General features: G+C 60.4%; 12 protein-coding genes. 2 read left to right on the top strand and 10 right to left on the bottom strand.

The genetic code is table 11. The annotated features are described in order from the left end of the window. Window positions 1–53: 53 nt before the first annotated feature. On the bottom strand, window positions 54–299 hold the full coding sequence (locus tag ACYQ1P_RS09750) for a hypothetical protein (RefSeq protein ID WP_460020176.1): 246 nt from the start codon (window positions 297–299) through the stop codon (window positions 54–56). A gap of 40 nt (window positions 300–339) precedes the next feature. On the opposite strand from ACYQ1P_RS09750, the gene ACYQ1P_RS09745 reads away from it, so the two are divergent. Next, the gene (locus tag ACYQ1P_RS09745) at window positions 340–495 is read left to right on the top strand and encodes a hypothetical protein (RefSeq protein WP_460020175.1); all 156 of its coding nucleotides are present in this window, start codon (window positions 340–342) and stop codon (window positions 493–495) included. 2 nt (window positions 496–497) lie between these two features. Here ACYQ1P_RS09745 and ACYQ1P_RS09740 read toward each other — a convergent pair whose 3' ends face one another. After that, window positions 498–3848: a DEAD/DEAH box helicase gene (locus tag ACYQ1P_RS09740; protein WP_460020174.1), complete on the bottom strand. Its 3351-nt coding sequence runs from the start codon at window positions 3846–3848 to the stop codon at window positions 498–500. A 318-nt stretch (window positions 3849–4166) separates the two neighbouring features. Here ACYQ1P_RS09740 and ACYQ1P_RS09735 point away from each other — a divergent pair, with 318 nt between their 5' ends. Further along, on the top strand, window positions 4167–4508 hold the full coding sequence (locus tag ACYQ1P_RS09735; protein WP_460020173.1) for a single-stranded DNA-binding protein: 342 nt from the start codon (window positions 4167–4169) through the stop codon (window positions 4506–4508). A gap of 362 nt (window positions 4509–4870) precedes the next feature. On the opposite strand, the gene ACYQ1P_RS09730 is transcribed toward ACYQ1P_RS09735, so the two are convergent. The 8 genes from ACYQ1P_RS09730 to ACYQ1P_RS09695 are packed head-to-tail and all read right to left on the bottom strand — an operon-like array spanning window position 4871 to window position 15113. Continuing rightward, on the bottom strand, window positions 4871–5824 hold the full coding sequence (locus ACYQ1P_RS09730; protein WP_460020172.1) for a hypothetical protein: 954 nt from the start codon (window positions 5822–5824) through the stop codon (window positions 4871–4873). After that, window positions 5821–6498 carry a Fe(II)-2OG oxygenase family protein gene (locus ACYQ1P_RS09725; protein ID WP_460020171.1) on the bottom strand — a complete coding sequence of 226 codons (678 nt, stop codon included), beginning with the start codon at window positions 6496–6498 and terminating at the stop codon, window positions 5821–5823. The genes ACYQ1P_RS09730 and ACYQ1P_RS09725 overlap by 4 nt, the downstream gene beginning before the upstream one ends. Next, window positions 6495–9635: a type I restriction endonuclease subunit R gene (locus ACYQ1P_RS09720; protein WP_460020170.1), complete on the bottom strand. Its 3141-nt coding sequence runs from the start codon at window positions 9633–9635 to the stop codon at window positions 6495–6497. The genes ACYQ1P_RS09725 and ACYQ1P_RS09720 overlap by 4 nt, the downstream gene beginning before the upstream one ends. Continuing rightward, window positions 9635–10141 carry a DUF4411 family protein gene (locus ACYQ1P_RS09715; RefSeq protein WP_460020169.1) on the bottom strand — a complete coding sequence of 169 codons (507 nt, stop codon included), beginning with the start codon at window positions 10139–10141 and terminating at the stop codon, window positions 9635–9637. The genes ACYQ1P_RS09720 and ACYQ1P_RS09715 overlap by 1 nt, the downstream gene beginning before the upstream one ends. Continuing rightward, window positions 10138–11292 (bottom strand): ImmA/IrrE family metallo-endopeptidase, encoded by a 1155-nt coding sequence (locus ACYQ1P_RS09710; protein WP_460020168.1) that lies wholly within the window; start codon window positions 11290–11292, stop codon window positions 10138–10140. The genes ACYQ1P_RS09715 and ACYQ1P_RS09710 overlap by 4 nt, the downstream gene beginning before the upstream one ends. Continuing rightward, entirely contained in the window at window positions 11289–12284 is a 996-nt protein-coding gene (locus ACYQ1P_RS09705) for a restriction endonuclease (protein WP_460020167.1), read from the bottom strand. The genes ACYQ1P_RS09710 and ACYQ1P_RS09705 overlap by 4 nt, the downstream gene beginning before the upstream one ends. Continuing rightward, window positions 12281–13555, bottom strand: a complete 1275-nt coding sequence (locus ACYQ1P_RS09700) for a restriction endonuclease subunit S (protein ID WP_460020166.1) — start codon at window positions 13553–13555, stop codon at window positions 12281–12283. The genes ACYQ1P_RS09705 and ACYQ1P_RS09700 overlap by 4 nt, the downstream gene beginning before the upstream one ends. Next, complete coding sequence (locus tag ACYQ1P_RS09695; protein WP_460020165.1) at window positions 13548–15113, bottom strand: class I SAM-dependent DNA methyltransferase; 1566 nt, start codon at window positions 15111–15113, stop codon at window positions 13548–13550. Before ACYQ1P_RS09695 ends, ACYQ1P_RS09700 begins: the two co-directional genes overlap by 8 nt. Window positions 15114–15177 lie beyond the last annotated feature (64 nt).

Here is a 15177-nt window from a genome sequence, read left to right as displayed (position 1 = left end):
AAAATCAACGCCTTAGCCTGTTCCGGCTAGGGCGTTGTTCTTTTCTAATAAGGCTATAATAAGGTCTCTGTGGAGGTATTCCTTTTTTTGGCCACCAGGCTGAACATGGAATTTTGCCGAATGCCGAAGAGCTTATTTGGCTTCATTACGGTAATAGCTGGTGGCATCGGCAAAAGGGGCTTTCCGGCTTGGTGCCGGGGCGGCGCGTAGGCTTTGAGGTCGGCGTAGAACCACCAGATCAGGCCACGAATCCGGGCCGGAGCCCTGCCGCCAAAATCCGGCGTCGTTTTGGAGGCCATCCTCCATCGCGGCACCCTGCCGAGAGGAGAGGTCTCTCACATGCTTGGCACAAGCGACCGGCAGGCCAGGCGCGTGACCTCGGCACTCATTGAAGATGGCGTGCTGGTCTCGGACAGTTCGCGCGCTCCGCTCCGTCTTGCCTTACCGGCAAAACTGGCCTCCCGCTGGATGCCGGGGCTGTTTCCGGCCTGGTAAGCCTAAGTCGGGCTCAGCGGGGCCAACAGCACCTCCAGGTCTTCCGCCGACAGGGGGGAGGTGGCCGCCGCTCCGTCTTGCAGAATGCTGTCCGCCAGCGCCTGCTTGCGGCCCTGGAGTTCCTGGATCTTTTCCTCGACCGTGCCGAGGGTGATCATCTTGTAGACGAAAACCGGTTTATCCTGGCCGATTCTGTGCGCCCGGTCGGTGGCCTGTTGCTCCACCGCCGGGTTCCACCAGGGATCGTAATGGATCACCGTATCCGCCGCCGTCAAATTGAGTCCGGTGCCGCCTGCCTTCAGGCTGATCAGGAACAACGGCACCTGACCGGACTGGAATTTGTCGATGACCGAGGCCCGGTCCCGGGTCTGTCCGGTCAATTTCACGAAATCAATGCGACGCGCCTTCAGTTCAGGCTCGATCAGAGTCAGCATGCTGGTGAACTGTGAGAACAGAAGAATGCGGCGGCCCTCCTCGATCAATTCGCAGAGCATCTCGATCAGCCGGGTGAATTTCGCCGACGGAATCGCCTTCTTGCCGGTTTCCAGCTTCAACAGACGGGGATCGCAGCAGACCTGGCGCAATTTGAGCAGGGCTTCCAGAATAACAATGTGACTGCGGCCAATCCCTTTCTTGTCGATCTCGCGCCGCACCTTTTCATTCATCGCCAGCCGGATGCTCTCATAGAGATCCCGCTGGGCACCGTCGAGTTCCACATGCTCGATGATTTCGGTTTTCGGCGGCAGTTCGGGAGCCACCTCCTCCTTGGTGCGACGCAACAGAAAAGGCCGGACCCGCCGGTTGAGAAACGCCCGCCGGTCGGCATGGCCCTCCTTTTCGATAGGCGTACGGAATACTCGGCGGAACCGCTTCTCGTCCCCCAGCAGGCCCGGCATCAGAAAATGAAATTGCGACCACAGTTCGCCCAGGTGGTTTTCCATCGGCGTCCCGGTCAGGCAGAGCCGGTGCCGGGCCGGGATACTCCCGACAATCCGGGCGATCTTGGTTTTTGGGTTCTTGATCACCTGGGCCTCATCGAGAATGGCCAAATGGTAGGATTGGGTCAACAGTGCCGCCTCGTCGCGGGGCAGCAGGGGGTAGGTGGTCAAAACCACATCATGGTCCGCGATCTCGCCAAACCGCGCCTTGCGGTCCGGCCCATGCAGAACCAGAACTTTCAGCGCCGGAGCGAAGGCCTGAAGTTCGAGCCGCCAATTGGCCATCAGGCTGGTCGGGGCAATGACCAGACTGGGGCGGTCTAGGCGCCCGGACTCTTTTTCGACCAGCAAATGGGCGATGGTTTGCACCGTCTTTCCCAGTCCCATGTCATCGGCCAGAATGCCCCCGAAATCATAGGCCCGGAGGAATTGCAGCCAATCAAGACCGGCCCGCTGATAGGGACGCAGTGTCCCCACGAGTGTCTTGGGGACGGCCACTTCCTCGATGCCGCTGAAGGCACGCAGCCGACGACCCGCCTCCAGCAGCGCCTGACCGCCCGACCATTTGAGATCCAGCCCGGCCAGGCCGTCTTCGAGATCGGCCATATCCGCTGCCTGCAAGGCGTGAACGGAAATCCGTCCCTGCTCATCAAAATCATTGGCTTTGTAAAGATTGAGCATGGTGCCCACGATGGTTTGCACACGCTCCATGGGCAGGGGGAGCAGGCGGTCGTCGTCCAGGCGCAAATACAGCGGCTTGTCGGCGGGTTGCTTGAGAAAGGCCTCGACCGCCTCCGGGTCCTCCAACTGCTCCAGGAAATGGACCAGGAAGGGCAACAGGTTCACCGGCGCGCCATCGACCATCACCCCGAGGGAGAACCCAAACCAATCCATACCGCTGGCCTGGTTGAGATCGGCGTACCAATCGTCCTCCGCCTCGGCGAGACGCAAGGGGAAGTCCTTTTCAATGGAGACCGTCCATCCGTCGGCCCGAAGTTGCGCCATTCCCGAGCGCATGAACTCCAGCAGCGCGAACTCGGGATTTTCATCCAACAAGAGCAAATCCCGGCGCTGTTCCGGCGGCAGATCGTAAACGCCCAGATCCTCGATCAGTTCGAACCCAAAATCGCCCAGACGATCAAAGGCCCGGGCCTCGGTATTCGTGTCGCGGGAAATGGACAACAATGCGCCGTTCTCGACAACGGTCGCGGCGGGACGCGGGTCGACCGCCTCGAAACGCAGGGGGCCGTAGGTGAACCCGAGCCGGGCGGTGGGCACCTCGACGGGCTCCGATCTTTCCCAATAGTGCCGTTTGCGCGGGGCAAGCCGCGATACGCCCAGGTGCAGGTGGGGTATTGGGGACAGCACCGCCTTTTTGGGTTTGCCGGGATCTTTTGGCAAGGGAATGTCCGTCGCCGGAAAGCGTCTGGTGAGTTCGTCCCTCAGCGACGAAGCCCGCTCGGGCGGCAGGGCCGGGGCCGCCGCCAACACGGCCGCCATGCCGTCGGGCAGGCCCAGTTGCAGGGGCCCGCAGGTCTGGGTTTGCAGATCCACGTACCAGGGGGGGGCCACGGGCAGAATGGCGGAGACCGGCGGGTCGGCAACGATCCCAAGCCGCTGTGCCCCATCCGCGCCCATCTCCCATGCGGCCTGAGCCGCCCGGGCCGGACCGGCGGAGAGGGAGGCGCCCTCCAGGCCCTCCCACCGGCACCGGCCGGTCGCCAGGACCCGTTCGAGCACCCAGGCGGCGTCCTCGCCGAGCAGGTCGTAGCCCCGCCCCTGGCTTGTCTCGCCCATTCTTGACCGACTGATCTGCTTCAGGATCTCGATGTCGATGGGCCGGAGATACTTTGCCAACTGCCGGTTCCAGATGGTACCCGCATCGAAATTCGTCGGGTTGCCCCCAAACCCGCCGCCTTTCAATAGACGGACGGAAACAATCTGCAACCGCGCCCGCAGGCTGCCGATGACGGCCCTTTCGGCCCGCAGCAGATAGATGAGCCGTTGCGCGATGTCAGGCGGATAGTCGTTGCCGGGGGCCGGATTGGCCGCCGCTTCCAATTGGCGCAACCAATCCCCGATCCCCGGATCAAAATTGGCGGCACGTTCAGGCGCCAGGGTCCGCCCGGCGGGTTGGGTCAGCCCTTCCAGCAGAACCGCCGCCACATGCTTGCAGTTATATCCGACGGGACAGCTGCAATGGCCGTCGATCGCCATGGCCGCCCCGGTTGGCAGAATACCCACAACCTGGCGATACAGATGACGCCCGGAGCCCTGCACGAGCCCGTTTATCGTTTTGCCACCGTCCTGGAAAACAGCCTCAAGCACCCGGCCCTGACGCTGATAAGCCCGGCCACGATCGAAATAGGTCGATGGCATCGCCGCGAGAATGTCATTCAGGGTGTAAAGGCGCATGGGTGAGTCCGTTATATCGACCGACAGGATGTGACCTAAATACGAGATTTGATCGTCTCCCGTCCACAGGCCCGGCCATGATCGACCTGGTTTTCCCTGTCGTTCGACCCTGTGCGGCGAGGACCTTCCCGCATCGAGGCGGGGACGAGGTTTCTCCTCCGCGCAGCATGCCCCGGCGGCGGACGAAGGCGGCTGCGCCTCAACCTGCCAAGACGGTTTCCGCAGGCGGACCCTCCGTCTTTCGGTTGCTTCGCCCGCCCTGATTCGGGGCTGGGCAGGCGCGTTGAAACGCATCCCCGATTTGGAAAGGACAAATCCATGTACACGCATATGAACTTCACCGGCAAAGGCTTCATCGGTTCGACCAAGACCGAAACCCGCAACGGCACCAACGTCGGCACCCTCCGTATCGCCAAGACCGACACTTGGAAGGATCGAAACGACGGAGAAAAAAAGGAGCGCACCTCCTGGTTCACCGTCACCGTCTTCGCCCCCGGCCTCCTGGACATGATCGACAAGGGATGGCTCGCCAAGGGCCGCTACATCGAAGTCACCGGTGATCTGCGCGAGAACCGTTGGACCAAGGACGACAAAGAATTCTCCGAAGTTCAACTGGTCGCCGACACCATCCGCTTCCTGGACCGCAAACCCGAGGAATAAGCCCCTCCCAAGCCGGTCGCCGGGCAACCGGCGGCCGGTTTCTGCCGCCCACTTTCAGGAGAACCTTCCTTGACCACAGCAGACATCGCTCTATGTCCAAAATGATTTGGAAAGCACCATCAACACAATGATTTTAAAATATATTCTCCGAATTTCCCCAAAATTCCCCGACTTTCTCCGACTTTTTCCGACTTTCCCCATTTTTCTCCGTCGTAAGGGAGGCAGGATAGGCAATGTGGGCCCACTTCGGGCCACATTGCACCTGCCTTATTCGCACGCCGGGGGCGCGCTCAACGGTGAGAACAAACATGAACCAGTCTGGATTGCCTTTGCGACCCGCTACAGCGCTCAGCGCTCAGCGCTCAGCGTTCGTTGTTGTCGTCCTCATAGCCAGCGTATTCGTCCTCGGGCGCATAATATTCGGCTGCATCGTAGACTTGGGTCTTCTTGTAGCGGTCGCCAAGACCAGCCACGGCGAGCCGAGAAAGACCGCTGATCTTCAGGCCACATGCGATGCATTCGAAGCGATTTGGGAGATACTCCTGCGTCTCGATAATCTCATCGTCATCGAGTTTCTGCATCGGCGCGGTTACAGGCTCTCCGCTGACCAGCGCCTGGGATGCGCACGCAGGACACTCCACCCGATGACCGGATTGGCGCGTCGCCCAGACCGAAGCCGACTGGCTTAACGCGGCACGCTCTTCCTCAGTCTTGGCCGCCCAGACCTTCTCATGGGCGGCGAGATCCCCGAGGACTACCTTCGCGCTATCATCGGCAGCCGCCGCGATGAGTTTCGCGGCAACATCGGCTTCATCTTTCCCGATAAAGTCGGGAAGTGACATTTCCATCGACTTGAGAAGAACCTCGCAGTTCCGATAGAAGCCGGGCTGCCATGTGGAGACATTGACACCGTCAAAGGCAGCCTCACCAGAATGAAGTTCGCTGTTGCGGCGGCCAGTATGAAGAATCCCGAAATCCGAATGCTCCTTGGTGAATTCCGGCAGGATAGCAGTCAAGCGACGGAACACCTCACTGACCGGTATCGATTTTGGTGTGAATTTTGACTCGGTGGGCTGGAAGCCGAGGGAATGGTACAGGCTGGACCATCCATCCTTGTTGTCCGCCAGTAGTGCGGGACTGATATTGGCGAGAGCGGCTCTGGCAAGGAATTCAAGCGACAGGCTCGACCAGAGGGCGTATTCCCACTGGTCGCTTGCGACATCGAGCATCTTCTCGATGTAGCGCTGAGCTTTTGCGAACAGCGCCTCCGGGTTCCACGTATCCGGTGTATCATCTGGTTTGATGGTCTGTTTCAATGCAACGCCTCCAGATAGACTCTCTCTATGACCCGTCCCTCGTGCCCCGCGACGATGGGCGACCGGGCATGCAGCATGCGCCAGTTGTCGACGATGAGCGTGTCGCCTGTATTGGCGAGCGCAATCGATAGGGAATCGACTTCGGACAGGAAAGTCCTGACCTGATGGCTGCCGGTCTGTCCGTTCCTGCTCGCGGGCTTGAGGAAGACCTCGTCCCACCTGAGGCGGTGGCCATCCTCGACCTGTTCGCAGAGGCGCAGCAGGGGAATTGCGCCGTCCCGAGGCCGCCGCGGTTTGACAATCGCGCGGGTCAGGATGTCCAGTGTGACGGCAGCGATGATAGCTCGCCCATCTATCAGGAGCGTTGGGACGTCGCGATAGCCCTTGACGCAACGAAGCAGCAGATAGCGGGGCGGCCGACGCCAATGGGCGAGATCGGTATGAAACGGGAAGCCGTCTAGGCCGTAGATCCCGCTATAGGTGTTGGGGGCCGAATCGGCGCGCGGAACCAGTCGTTGCACAAGACCTCCTTCCCAGGGCGTGAGTGGCTCGCCGACAACGGCGGCAACCAAAAGTGAATCCATATCCGGGCGATGTTCCTCTAGGAAGGCAAAGCCGTGTTCAGCGATTTTATCCTTGAGTGGAGGCGTCGTGACTCTCATGCTGTTATTCATGCGGCCCACCTCGCCGAAAGGACTTCGGCCTGCTGCAACACAGTTTGTACAGCGGCGTCCTGAAGGTCGGGCGGGTAGCCGTATTTGCGCAGGATTCGTTTGACCAGCACGCGCATGCGGGCGCGCGCGGCTTCGCGGTGTTGCCAGTCAACGGAAGCGTTGGTTTTGAGGCTATTCAGCAGCTCGTGGGCAATAACCCGGAGCTTGTCGTCGCCCATGACCTCGATGGCGCTCTCGTTCTGTGCAAGGGCGTCGTAGAAAGAGATTTCCTCCTGACTGAGTCCCTCTTCCTCGCCGCGTTGATGCGCAGCGCGGATGTCCTTCGCCAGGTTGATGAGTTCCTGAATCACTTCCGCCGTCGTGATGGCGTTTGAGTGGTAACGGGCGATTGCGTCCTCAAGGCGTTCAGAAAACGCTCGCGTCTGCACCACGTTGACACGGGCCTGCGAGCGAATTTCGCCATTGATGAGCTTACGCAGCGCCTCCATGGCGAGATTCTTCTTCTCCATCCCCTGCACTTCGGCGAGGAACTCGTCGGAAAGGATGGAAATGTCCGGTGCATCCACCCCGGCCGCTTCGAGGATATCGACGATCTCGGTCGAGATGACGGCGCGGCTGACGATCTGCTGCACGGCGAAGTCTCGCTCGGCGGATGTCTTGCCGGTACCGGGCACACTTTTGGCAAGTGCCGCGCGGATGGTCTGGAAGAATCCGACCTCGTCCCTGATTTCCCGTGCCTCATCACTGGCGGCGGCAAGGGCGAACGCCTTGGAAAGCGCCAGCACGGCGTCATTGAAGCGGCGATGCGCGCGCTTTTTGCCTTCGTCCGTCGTTTCCTTCGCAGCCTCGCGCTGCTGCATATCGAGAACCCATTCGATTGCCCCGGCAAGCGCGACAAGCCGTTCCTGCGGTGAACCCGTCAGCCCGGCGCGGTAGTCGAAACCGTGGAAGATGTCGCTGACGATTTCATATTTCTCCAGCATCACGGCGACGGCTTCGGCCTCGTCGATGCCAGCGTGTTTCTGGTCCTCGCGTGAATACTGGCTCAGCGCCGATTTCAGGTTTTGAGCGATACCGATGTAATCCACGATCAGTCCAGCAGGCTTGTCGCTGAAAACGCGGTTCACGCGCGCGATTGCCTGCATGAGCCCATGGCCGCGCATCGGCTTGTCGATATACATCGTGTGCATGCTGGGCGCGTCGAAGCCGGTCAGCCACATATCCCGGACGATCACCAGCTTAAGCGGGTCGTCGGGATCCTTGGCGCGTTTCGCCAAAAGCTCCCGGCGCGCCTTGCCGCCGATATGCGGCTGCCAGTCCTTCGGATCGGACGCAGCGCCGGTCATGACGATCTTGATGACGCCGTTCTCGTCATCATCGCTGTGCCATTCGGGGCGCAGCTTGACGATCTGGTTATAGAGCGCGACGCATATCCGGCGGCTCATACAGACGATCATGGCCTTGCCGGCCATGCCGGCAACGCGATCCTCAAAATGCTGCACCAGGTCTTCTGCGACCATGGCGAGGCGCTTCTCGGCCCCGACAACAGCCTCAACATTCGCCCATTTGCGTTTGAGCTTCTCTTGCTCGCCCGCCACTTCGTCCTCGGTCAGCTCCGCGACCTCGTCGTCGATAAGCGGGGCCACGTCCTCGTCCAGCTCGATCCGGGCAAGGCGGCTCTCATAATAGATCGGGACCGTCGCACCATCCTCGACGCCCCGGTTGATGTCGTAAACATCGATGTATTCACCGAACACGGCGGGCGTGTTCACGTCCTCCTTCTCAATCGGCGTGCCGGTGAAGCCGATGAATGAGGCATTCGGCAGGGCATCGCGCAGATACTTGGCGAAGCCATAGGAAATTTCGCCGGTCTTGCGCTCGACCTTGGCCCGGAATCCGTACTGGCTGCGATGCGCCTCGTCGGCGATCACGACGACGTTCCGGCGGTCGGTCAGAACCGGATAATCGGTCTCGCCGCGCTCGGGCGAAAATTTCTGGATCGTCGTAAAGATGACGCCGCCGGAAGGGCGCGTTAAAACCTTCTGTAAATCCTCCCGGCTGTCGGCCTGCTGCGGGGTCTGGCGCAACAGGTCGCGGCACGTGGCGAACGTCCCGAAAAGCTGGTCGTCAAGATCGTTCCGGTCGGTGATGACAATGACGGTCGGATTTTCCATGGCCGGGTGCGCAATAAGCTGCCCCGCATAGAAGGCCATGAGCAGGCTCTTGCCGGAGCCTTGCGTGTGCCAGATGACGCCGACGCGGCGGTCGCCTTCGGGGCTCGAAGCTGCAATCGTGCTTTCAACAGCGTGTCGCACGGCGTGGAACTGGTGATACCCGGCTACGATCTTGATAAGGCCGGAGCCCGTGTCGCCGAACACGGTGAAGTCCCGGATCAGGGTCAGAAACCGCGCCTTGTCGAACACACCTTCGATCATCGTGCCCAGCTCCGGCGCGCCTTTCGGCGCGACGGCGGAGCCGTCCACGGTGCGCCACGGCATGAACCGTTCAAGATTGGCCGTCAGCGAACCAAGGCGCGCCTGAAGCCCGTCCGATGTCAGAAGCACCGCGTTGGTGCGGAACAGGGACGGTATCTGGTCCTTATAGGTCTGTAGCTGATTGAACGCGCCGTCGAGCGTCGCGTTCTCGTAGCCGGGGTTCTTCAGCTCGATCACGGCCAATGGCAAGCCGTTGACGAAGAGAACCACGTCGGGGCGGCGGTTGTTGCGGTTTTCGATCACCGTGTACTGATTGACGGCGAGCCAATCGTTGCGGTCGGGATCGTCGCAATCGATCAAATAGGCCGTATCCCCGCCGATGCTGCCGTCCGCGCGCGTGATTTCAACCGGCACACCGTCCACCAGATAGCGATGCAGGCGGCGGTTCTCCTCGACCAGCGACGGCGTTTCCGTCTGCTGTATCTTACGTAGAACTTCGTCGATGGTTTCGGAAGGCAAATGCGGGTTGATACGCTCAAGGGCGGCTCGCAACCGCGTAACCAGCAAAACCTGATCGTAGCTGACACGCTCGGGCGTCGGCCCGTCCGGGGAAATATCCGGCCCGTGCGCGACAGCGTAGCCAAGCCCCGAAAGCCATTCGAGTGCTGCTTCCTCTACATGACTTTCGGCGAAACCAGCCATCAGGCGACCTCCCGGCCTGGCCCGAGAACGAATCTTGCCCGTTCGCGGCGCAGCATCTCGTAAGGGCTGACGCAGCGCAGCTTGAGCCCGATGCAAACATTGGGAATCTTGATCTTCCGGGTGCCGTCTGAAGGCACCTCGTGCGTGACGACAACACACTGGTGCGCAAGGGCGTGAGCAACCAGCCAGTAATCAGCGACCTGAAGAAAGGTGGCGACAGCCGCCGGTTCATAGTGCTGGCTACTGGCCCACACGCTGACGGTTCGCAAGGCAGGCAAGACGTCATCGTCAGGCGGCAAAAAAAATGCATCGCCACGATCCGAGGCCCAGTCGGAAAGATCGTCCTCACCGGCATAGAGTTCATCGGCAACCTTCTCGATGCTGGCGACATTGCCCGCGTCGTTCTGCGTGATCAGCCACTCCCAGAATGCCGGGCAGAAGTCGAACCCATAATGCAGGTTCTTGGCCTGGATGAAGACATTGGCGTCGAGGAGATAGCGCGTCATCCCATCACCCCGACTTCTCGCCCCAGATTGTGGAACGTCTGCGTTTTGGAAACACCCAGCATCCGGAAGGCGTCGCGATAGAGCGTCTGGCCTTCAAGTGTGCTAACCACCAGCGCACGGGCAAAGCGGCGGCTGACGCGGGAAAGCGTGGTTCGGTAGAAATCGCCGCCGCCATTGCCGCGCTCTGTCAGCGCGCGTAGCCGCGCAATCTCCCGCCCCCAGGCTGCATCAAACGCCGCACGGGTCAGCCAGCCCGCGTCCAGCAGTCGTCGCAAGATGACCAGCGTACTGACCTTGAATGTTCGCGCCAGCCGCGAAAGCGTCTCGTCGAGCGGTTCCCCGTCCCATAGCTCGGCGCGCACGGCAGTAAGCGGCACCAGAAATTCCGCAGCAACGGCGTTGCACCAGACTTCTTCACGCCGGAAACCACGCGCGGGCGCTGCGCCAAGATTGGTGAGCGCCGATGCGCCCAGCCACAAGTGGGCCAGTTCATGCGCAAGGGTGAACATCTGGGCGGCCTTCGTGTCCGCACCATTGACAAAGATGAGCGGCGCAAGCGGGTCGGACAACGCAAATCCCCGAAACTCTTCCGGGTCAAGTCGGCGGCGGTTGTTGCTGAGAACAACGCCGCTCACCATCACCAGAATACCGGCTTGATCCGCCTGTTGAATAAACAGGCGCAAGGCGTCAGACCAGGTGGGACAGTCGCGCCGTGCGGCGACATCGAAGCCAAGCGTCGCGCGCATTTTCTCGGCCACGTCCTCCGGGGAGCCAGCAACGGTCGTGCTGCCGATAAACCCTAGAGCCTGCTGGTGTGCGACGCGCACATAATCGCGGTACCAGCTCTGCCGCTCCTGACAGGCATAAATTGTATCCAGCAGGTTCGGGCTCGGACGGGTTACGGCCTGACCAGCAAAGGTCCTGAAGTCCGGGATCGGTACAGGTTCATCCGGCGGCTCCGGCAGGAACAGATAGCCGACAGGCACATGAACAGCCTTCGCAAAGGCTTCAAGCTGTTTCAATGTCGGCAGGGTTTCTCCTGCCTCCCACTCCGGCAGCTTGTTGAACCGCGTAGCCAGCTCGTCCAGCTCCAACCGGGCGCGTTCTCGCGCCCAGCGCAAAATGCGGGGTTCTACAGCCACACGCGTCATGCCGACCCTCCCGCAAGAAGGTCAAGCGGCTGGAAATACGGGTTCTTGTGAATCTGTGCGGCCTGGACCTTTTTAGACAAGAAATCGGCCAGCTCGCCTTGCTGCTCAAGCAACAGCACTAACTCCTGTAAGGTCGCCAGCGCTATAACCTTGTGTTGAAGAAACTCGCGCGAAACATGAATCGCTGGCTCGGTATAGTCACTGGCCGAAATGAATATACCCCGCGCTTCTGCACGGCTTATAAGCCGGACGAGGTGCTCGGAAATCTCTGCCTTCCCGACCGCACTCTGGTACCACTTCATCTCGACGAAATACAAAGCACCCCTTAGTTCGATAACACCGTCGATCTGCTCAACGATGCCCTCACCTGCGTCCCCAACAAGATGAAATGCTTCCTGAACCAGAATGCCGTAAGCGTCGAATAGATTGTTGAGAGCGGTTTCCAGCTTTTTCCCACGAATCTGCGGTGTCATGGATGTGCCGAAAAGGCCATAAAATTCATTCTTGGCGGATTCGACCTTGCCAGCTCTTTCCTGCTTTGCCCGCCTTTCTTCTTCGGCCTCCGAAAGCCGTAACCGGCGTTCTTTGTCGTGCTCCTGTTTCATGCGCGTGAACGAATCTTTCTGGTTCACAATATCCCGCACAGCGGCGACAGCCCCTTTGGCCTTCAACTGGTCATTCGCCCAGCACGTATCAAAATTCGCAAACTCGACAACACGGCGTAACACCTCGCGCCGCTCACGAAGGGCCGCTTCACCCCTCGCGTTGAGACGCTCCAGCACCGTGCGGACAATCTCGTATTTGTTGATCTCGTCCGGCGCGGCCTTAACGTGGTCGGCGAGGTCGCTAATGATGGCCTCGGGCACGCCCGCGCCTCGGAAAAAGAGCAAGACATCCTTCTTCGACCGATTCAGCAACGGAATCGCATCCACGAGGAGATTGAACAGCTCGGGCGGGTAATGAAATGTGATGTCTGCCGCAGTGTGCGTCATGCAACAGCCTCCACGGCTTTCTCAGCCTCACCGATGCGGATTTCGCCGGACATGAGCTTCGGCAGGAGAAGATCGCGGGTCCGGGCGAGGGTGTGGACTTCGTGGGTGTTCGCGCCGATGCGATCAAGAAGCGGCTGCACCACGCTCTGAAAGGCGCGAGCGATCTGATCCGGTGGGAGGCAAACCTTGTACTGTCCCATTGTCTTCCAGCTCGTGCGCGGCATCTTCGTGCCGGTCGATGTCTGGTTGGTATAGTCTACGAACTCGTCCGAAGACAGGCAGGCGAGAGTGAAGGCAGCCCACTCTGGGGATCGCGGGATCACGACAACAATGTCGGTCGAGCAAATGCCGTCCAGCGGGGCAAACCCGACCTTATGGAAGTAGGGCCGCAGCTTCCCAAACAGGAACTCACCCTTCTTAAAGACCGACTTGTTGCTCGTAACCTTCCCTGCGCCTTCCCACTCCGAGAGTGCGATCGAGCGGCGCGGCATATGCTCTAAGCCGATGTAGGGGGTGTCCTCGGCAACGTCGGCTGGACTGACGCCACGCCTCGGCGATCCCGCGACATCCGCAAGGGTCCCCTGTGTCCACCCGACGGGCTTGTCCTCGTCGTCGAGGGTGTCGGGGAATAGGTTCCAGATTTCGGGGGCGAGGTAGGGGGCGCGGCCTTCGGCCTTGGCGCGGGTGGGACCGAAATCGACGAACCAGCCCCTGAAGATCGCCCGCGCCATCGCCTCCAACGTCTCGTTCATCCGCCGGTTCAAATCGATCTTTTCGTCGAGCGCTCCAAGCAGTTCGGCGATTTGCCTCTGCTTGGATAATTCTGGCAAGGGCATTTTGAAAGTCGATAGCTGGGAAACATACAGATTTCGCTGCACGCTTCCCTCCGCCAGTACGTCAATTTGTGCGGGATCAGATAACAGCGCATAAAAAACGTAACGGGTATCTGCCAAGTCATTTCGTGGTCGTATGTTGATTACGGCCCGGTTTCCACACATCCAATCTTTGATTATGCCAAGGCGACCGATGGTTCCCGATTTACTGATTGCCAGGGTGTTGGGTGGGAAGAGATATGCACTCTTTCCCGCACTTCGATAGCCGTTCTCGGTTAGTGACCGGGAAGTCTCAAAAACGAAAGAATTGTTGAGGTCGACTGCTCGGAGCCACTTTATCGGACCGTCGAAATATTCGGATTTTGATTGTGGGGGGTTCACATAGCCTTCCTGAAATTCCGCAATCTCGCCGAGGGTTACCTCTCGTGGTTTAGACATCCGCCCTTATCTCCTCCAGCTTCGTCTGGATAAGGGCGCTTAGCTCCTCGGCCTCTGCAAACTGCTCCGCCAGCGTCTCCTTCAGCTCCGCGAACCGCTCCTCAAAGGTAACGTCGTCGATTTCCGCCGCTGCCGCGCCGACGTAGCGGCCCGGCGTCAGGACGTGATTGTGCCCCCGGATATCCTCCAGCGTCGCGGCCTTGCAGAAGCCTGGCACGTCCTCGTAGGTGTCCGCGTCGGGCTCCCCACGCCAGGCGTGGTAGGTTCCGGCGATTTTGGCGATGTCCTCGTCGGAAAATTCCTTCCGTGTGCGGTCCACCATGTGCCCGAGCTTGCGGGCGTCGATGAACAGCACCTCGCCGCGCCGGTCGCGCCAGCCGTTTCCGGGGTTCCTGTTGCGGGAAAGGAACCAGAGGCAGGCTGGAATCTGGGTCGAATAGAAGAACTGCCCCGGCAATGCGATCATGCAGTCCACCACGTCGCCCTCGACCATCCGTGAGCGGATGTCACCTTCGCCGGACTGGCCGGAGGACATGGAGCCGTTGGCGAGCACCACGCCCGCCGTGCCGTTCGGGGCCAAGTGGTGGTGGATGTGCTGGAGCCAGGCATAGTTGGCGTTGCCCACGGGCGGCACGCCGAATTTCCACCGTGCGTCCTCCCGCAGCCGGTCGCCGCCCCAGTCCGATATATTGAAGGGCGGATTGGCGAGAATAAAATCGGCCTTGAGGTCGGCCAAATCGTCCTTGTGGAAGCTCCCCTCGTTATTCCACTTGATGTCAGCATCGATGCCGCGCACGGCGAGGTTCATCTTAGCCAGCCGCCAGGTCGTGTAGTTGCTCTCCTGGCCATAGATGGCGATGTCGCCGATGCGTCCGCCGTGTTCCTCAACGAACTTTTCGCTTTGCACGAACATGCCGCCGGAGCCGCAGCACGGGTCATAGACGCGGCCCTTGTACGGCTCGATCATCTCGACCAGAAGGCGGACGACGGAGCGCGGCGTGTAGAATTCGCCGCCGCGCTTGCCCTCGGCCCCGGCGAAGCTGCCAAGGAAATACTCATAGACGCGCCCGAGAATATCGCGGGAGCGGTCGGCTTCCTCGGCCATGCCGATGCCCGAGACAAGGTCGATCAGCTCGCCAAGCATGACCTTGTTCAGCGCCGGGCGGGCGTAGTCCTTCGGCAGGACGCCCTTGAGGCTTTCGTTCTTGGCCTCGATGGCGAGCATGGCGTCGTCAATGATTTTGCCGATGGTCGGCTGTTTGGCGTTGGCCTGAAGATGTGACCAGCGGGCCTCCTTCGGCACCCAGAAGACGTTTTCTGCAAGGTATTCCTCCGGGTCCTCCGCGTCGGCCAGCTCCTCCTTCAGAAGAGCGGCGCGCTTTGCTTCGAAGGCGTCGGAGATGTATTTCAGGAAAATCAGGCCCAGGGCGACGTGCTTGTAGTCGGATGGCTCCATATTGCCGCGCAGCTTGTCCGCCGTGGCCCAGAGCTGCGCCTCGAAACCGAGATTGGCACCGTTGTTTGTCTTGCCGTTCGTGCCTGACTTTGCCTTTGCCATTTTTCCCCCGGTTTGTGCCAATGCACCTAACGCCATTTGTTCGCGGGCCAGTGTCCCGGCGCGG

This window comes from Magnetospira thiophila (assembly GCF_054657015.1).
Note: the sequence above shows the minus strand (reverse complement) of the source record. Positions and strands in the feature narration are given on the sequence as shown.

What these genes read in the sequence shown, in the direction of transcription:
- ACYQ1P_RS09750 (WP_460020176.1), bottom strand. Translation starts at nt 299, where the DNA reads ATGGCCTCCAAAACGACGCCGGATTTTGGCGGCAGGGCTCCGGCCCGG.
- ACYQ1P_RS09745 (WP_460020175.1), top strand. Translation starts at nt 340, where the DNA reads ATGCTTGGCACAAGCGACCGGCAGGCCAGGCGCGTGACCTCGGCACTC.
- ACYQ1P_RS09740 (WP_460020174.1), bottom strand. Translation starts at nt 3,848, where the DNA reads ATGCGCCTTTACACCCTGAATGACATTCTCGCGGCGATGCCATCGACC.
- ACYQ1P_RS09735 (WP_460020173.1), top strand. Translation starts at nt 4,167, where the DNA reads ATGTACACGCATATGAACTTCACCGGCAAAGGCTTCATCGGTTCGACC.
- ACYQ1P_RS09725 (WP_460020171.1), bottom strand. Translation starts at nt 6,498, where the DNA reads ATGAATAACAGCATGAGAGTCACGACGCCTCCACTCAAGGATAAAATC.
- ACYQ1P_RS09720 (WP_460020170.1), bottom strand. Translation starts at nt 9,635, where the DNA reads ATGGCTGGTTTCGCCGAAAGTCATGTAGAGGAAGCAGCACTCGAATGG.
- ACYQ1P_RS09715 (WP_460020169.1), bottom strand. Translation starts at nt 10,141, where the DNA reads ATGACGCGCTATCTCCTCGACGCCAATGTCTTCATCCAGGCCAAGAAC.
- ACYQ1P_RS09710 (WP_460020168.1), bottom strand. Translation starts at nt 11,292, where the DNA reads ATGACGCGTGTGGCTGTAGAACCCCGCATTTTGCGCTGGGCGCGAGAA.
- ACYQ1P_RS09705 (WP_460020167.1), bottom strand. Translation starts at nt 12,284, where the DNA reads ATGACGCACACTGCGGCAGACATCACATTTCATTACCCGCCCGAGCTG.
- ACYQ1P_RS09700 (WP_460020166.1), bottom strand. Translation starts at nt 13,555, where the DNA reads ATGTCTAAACCACGAGAGGTAACCCTCGGCGAGATTGCGGAATTTCAG.
- ACYQ1P_RS09695 (WP_460020165.1), bottom strand. Translation starts at nt 15,113, where the DNA reads ATGGCAAAGGCAAAGTCAGGCACGAACGGCAAGACAAACAACGGTGCC.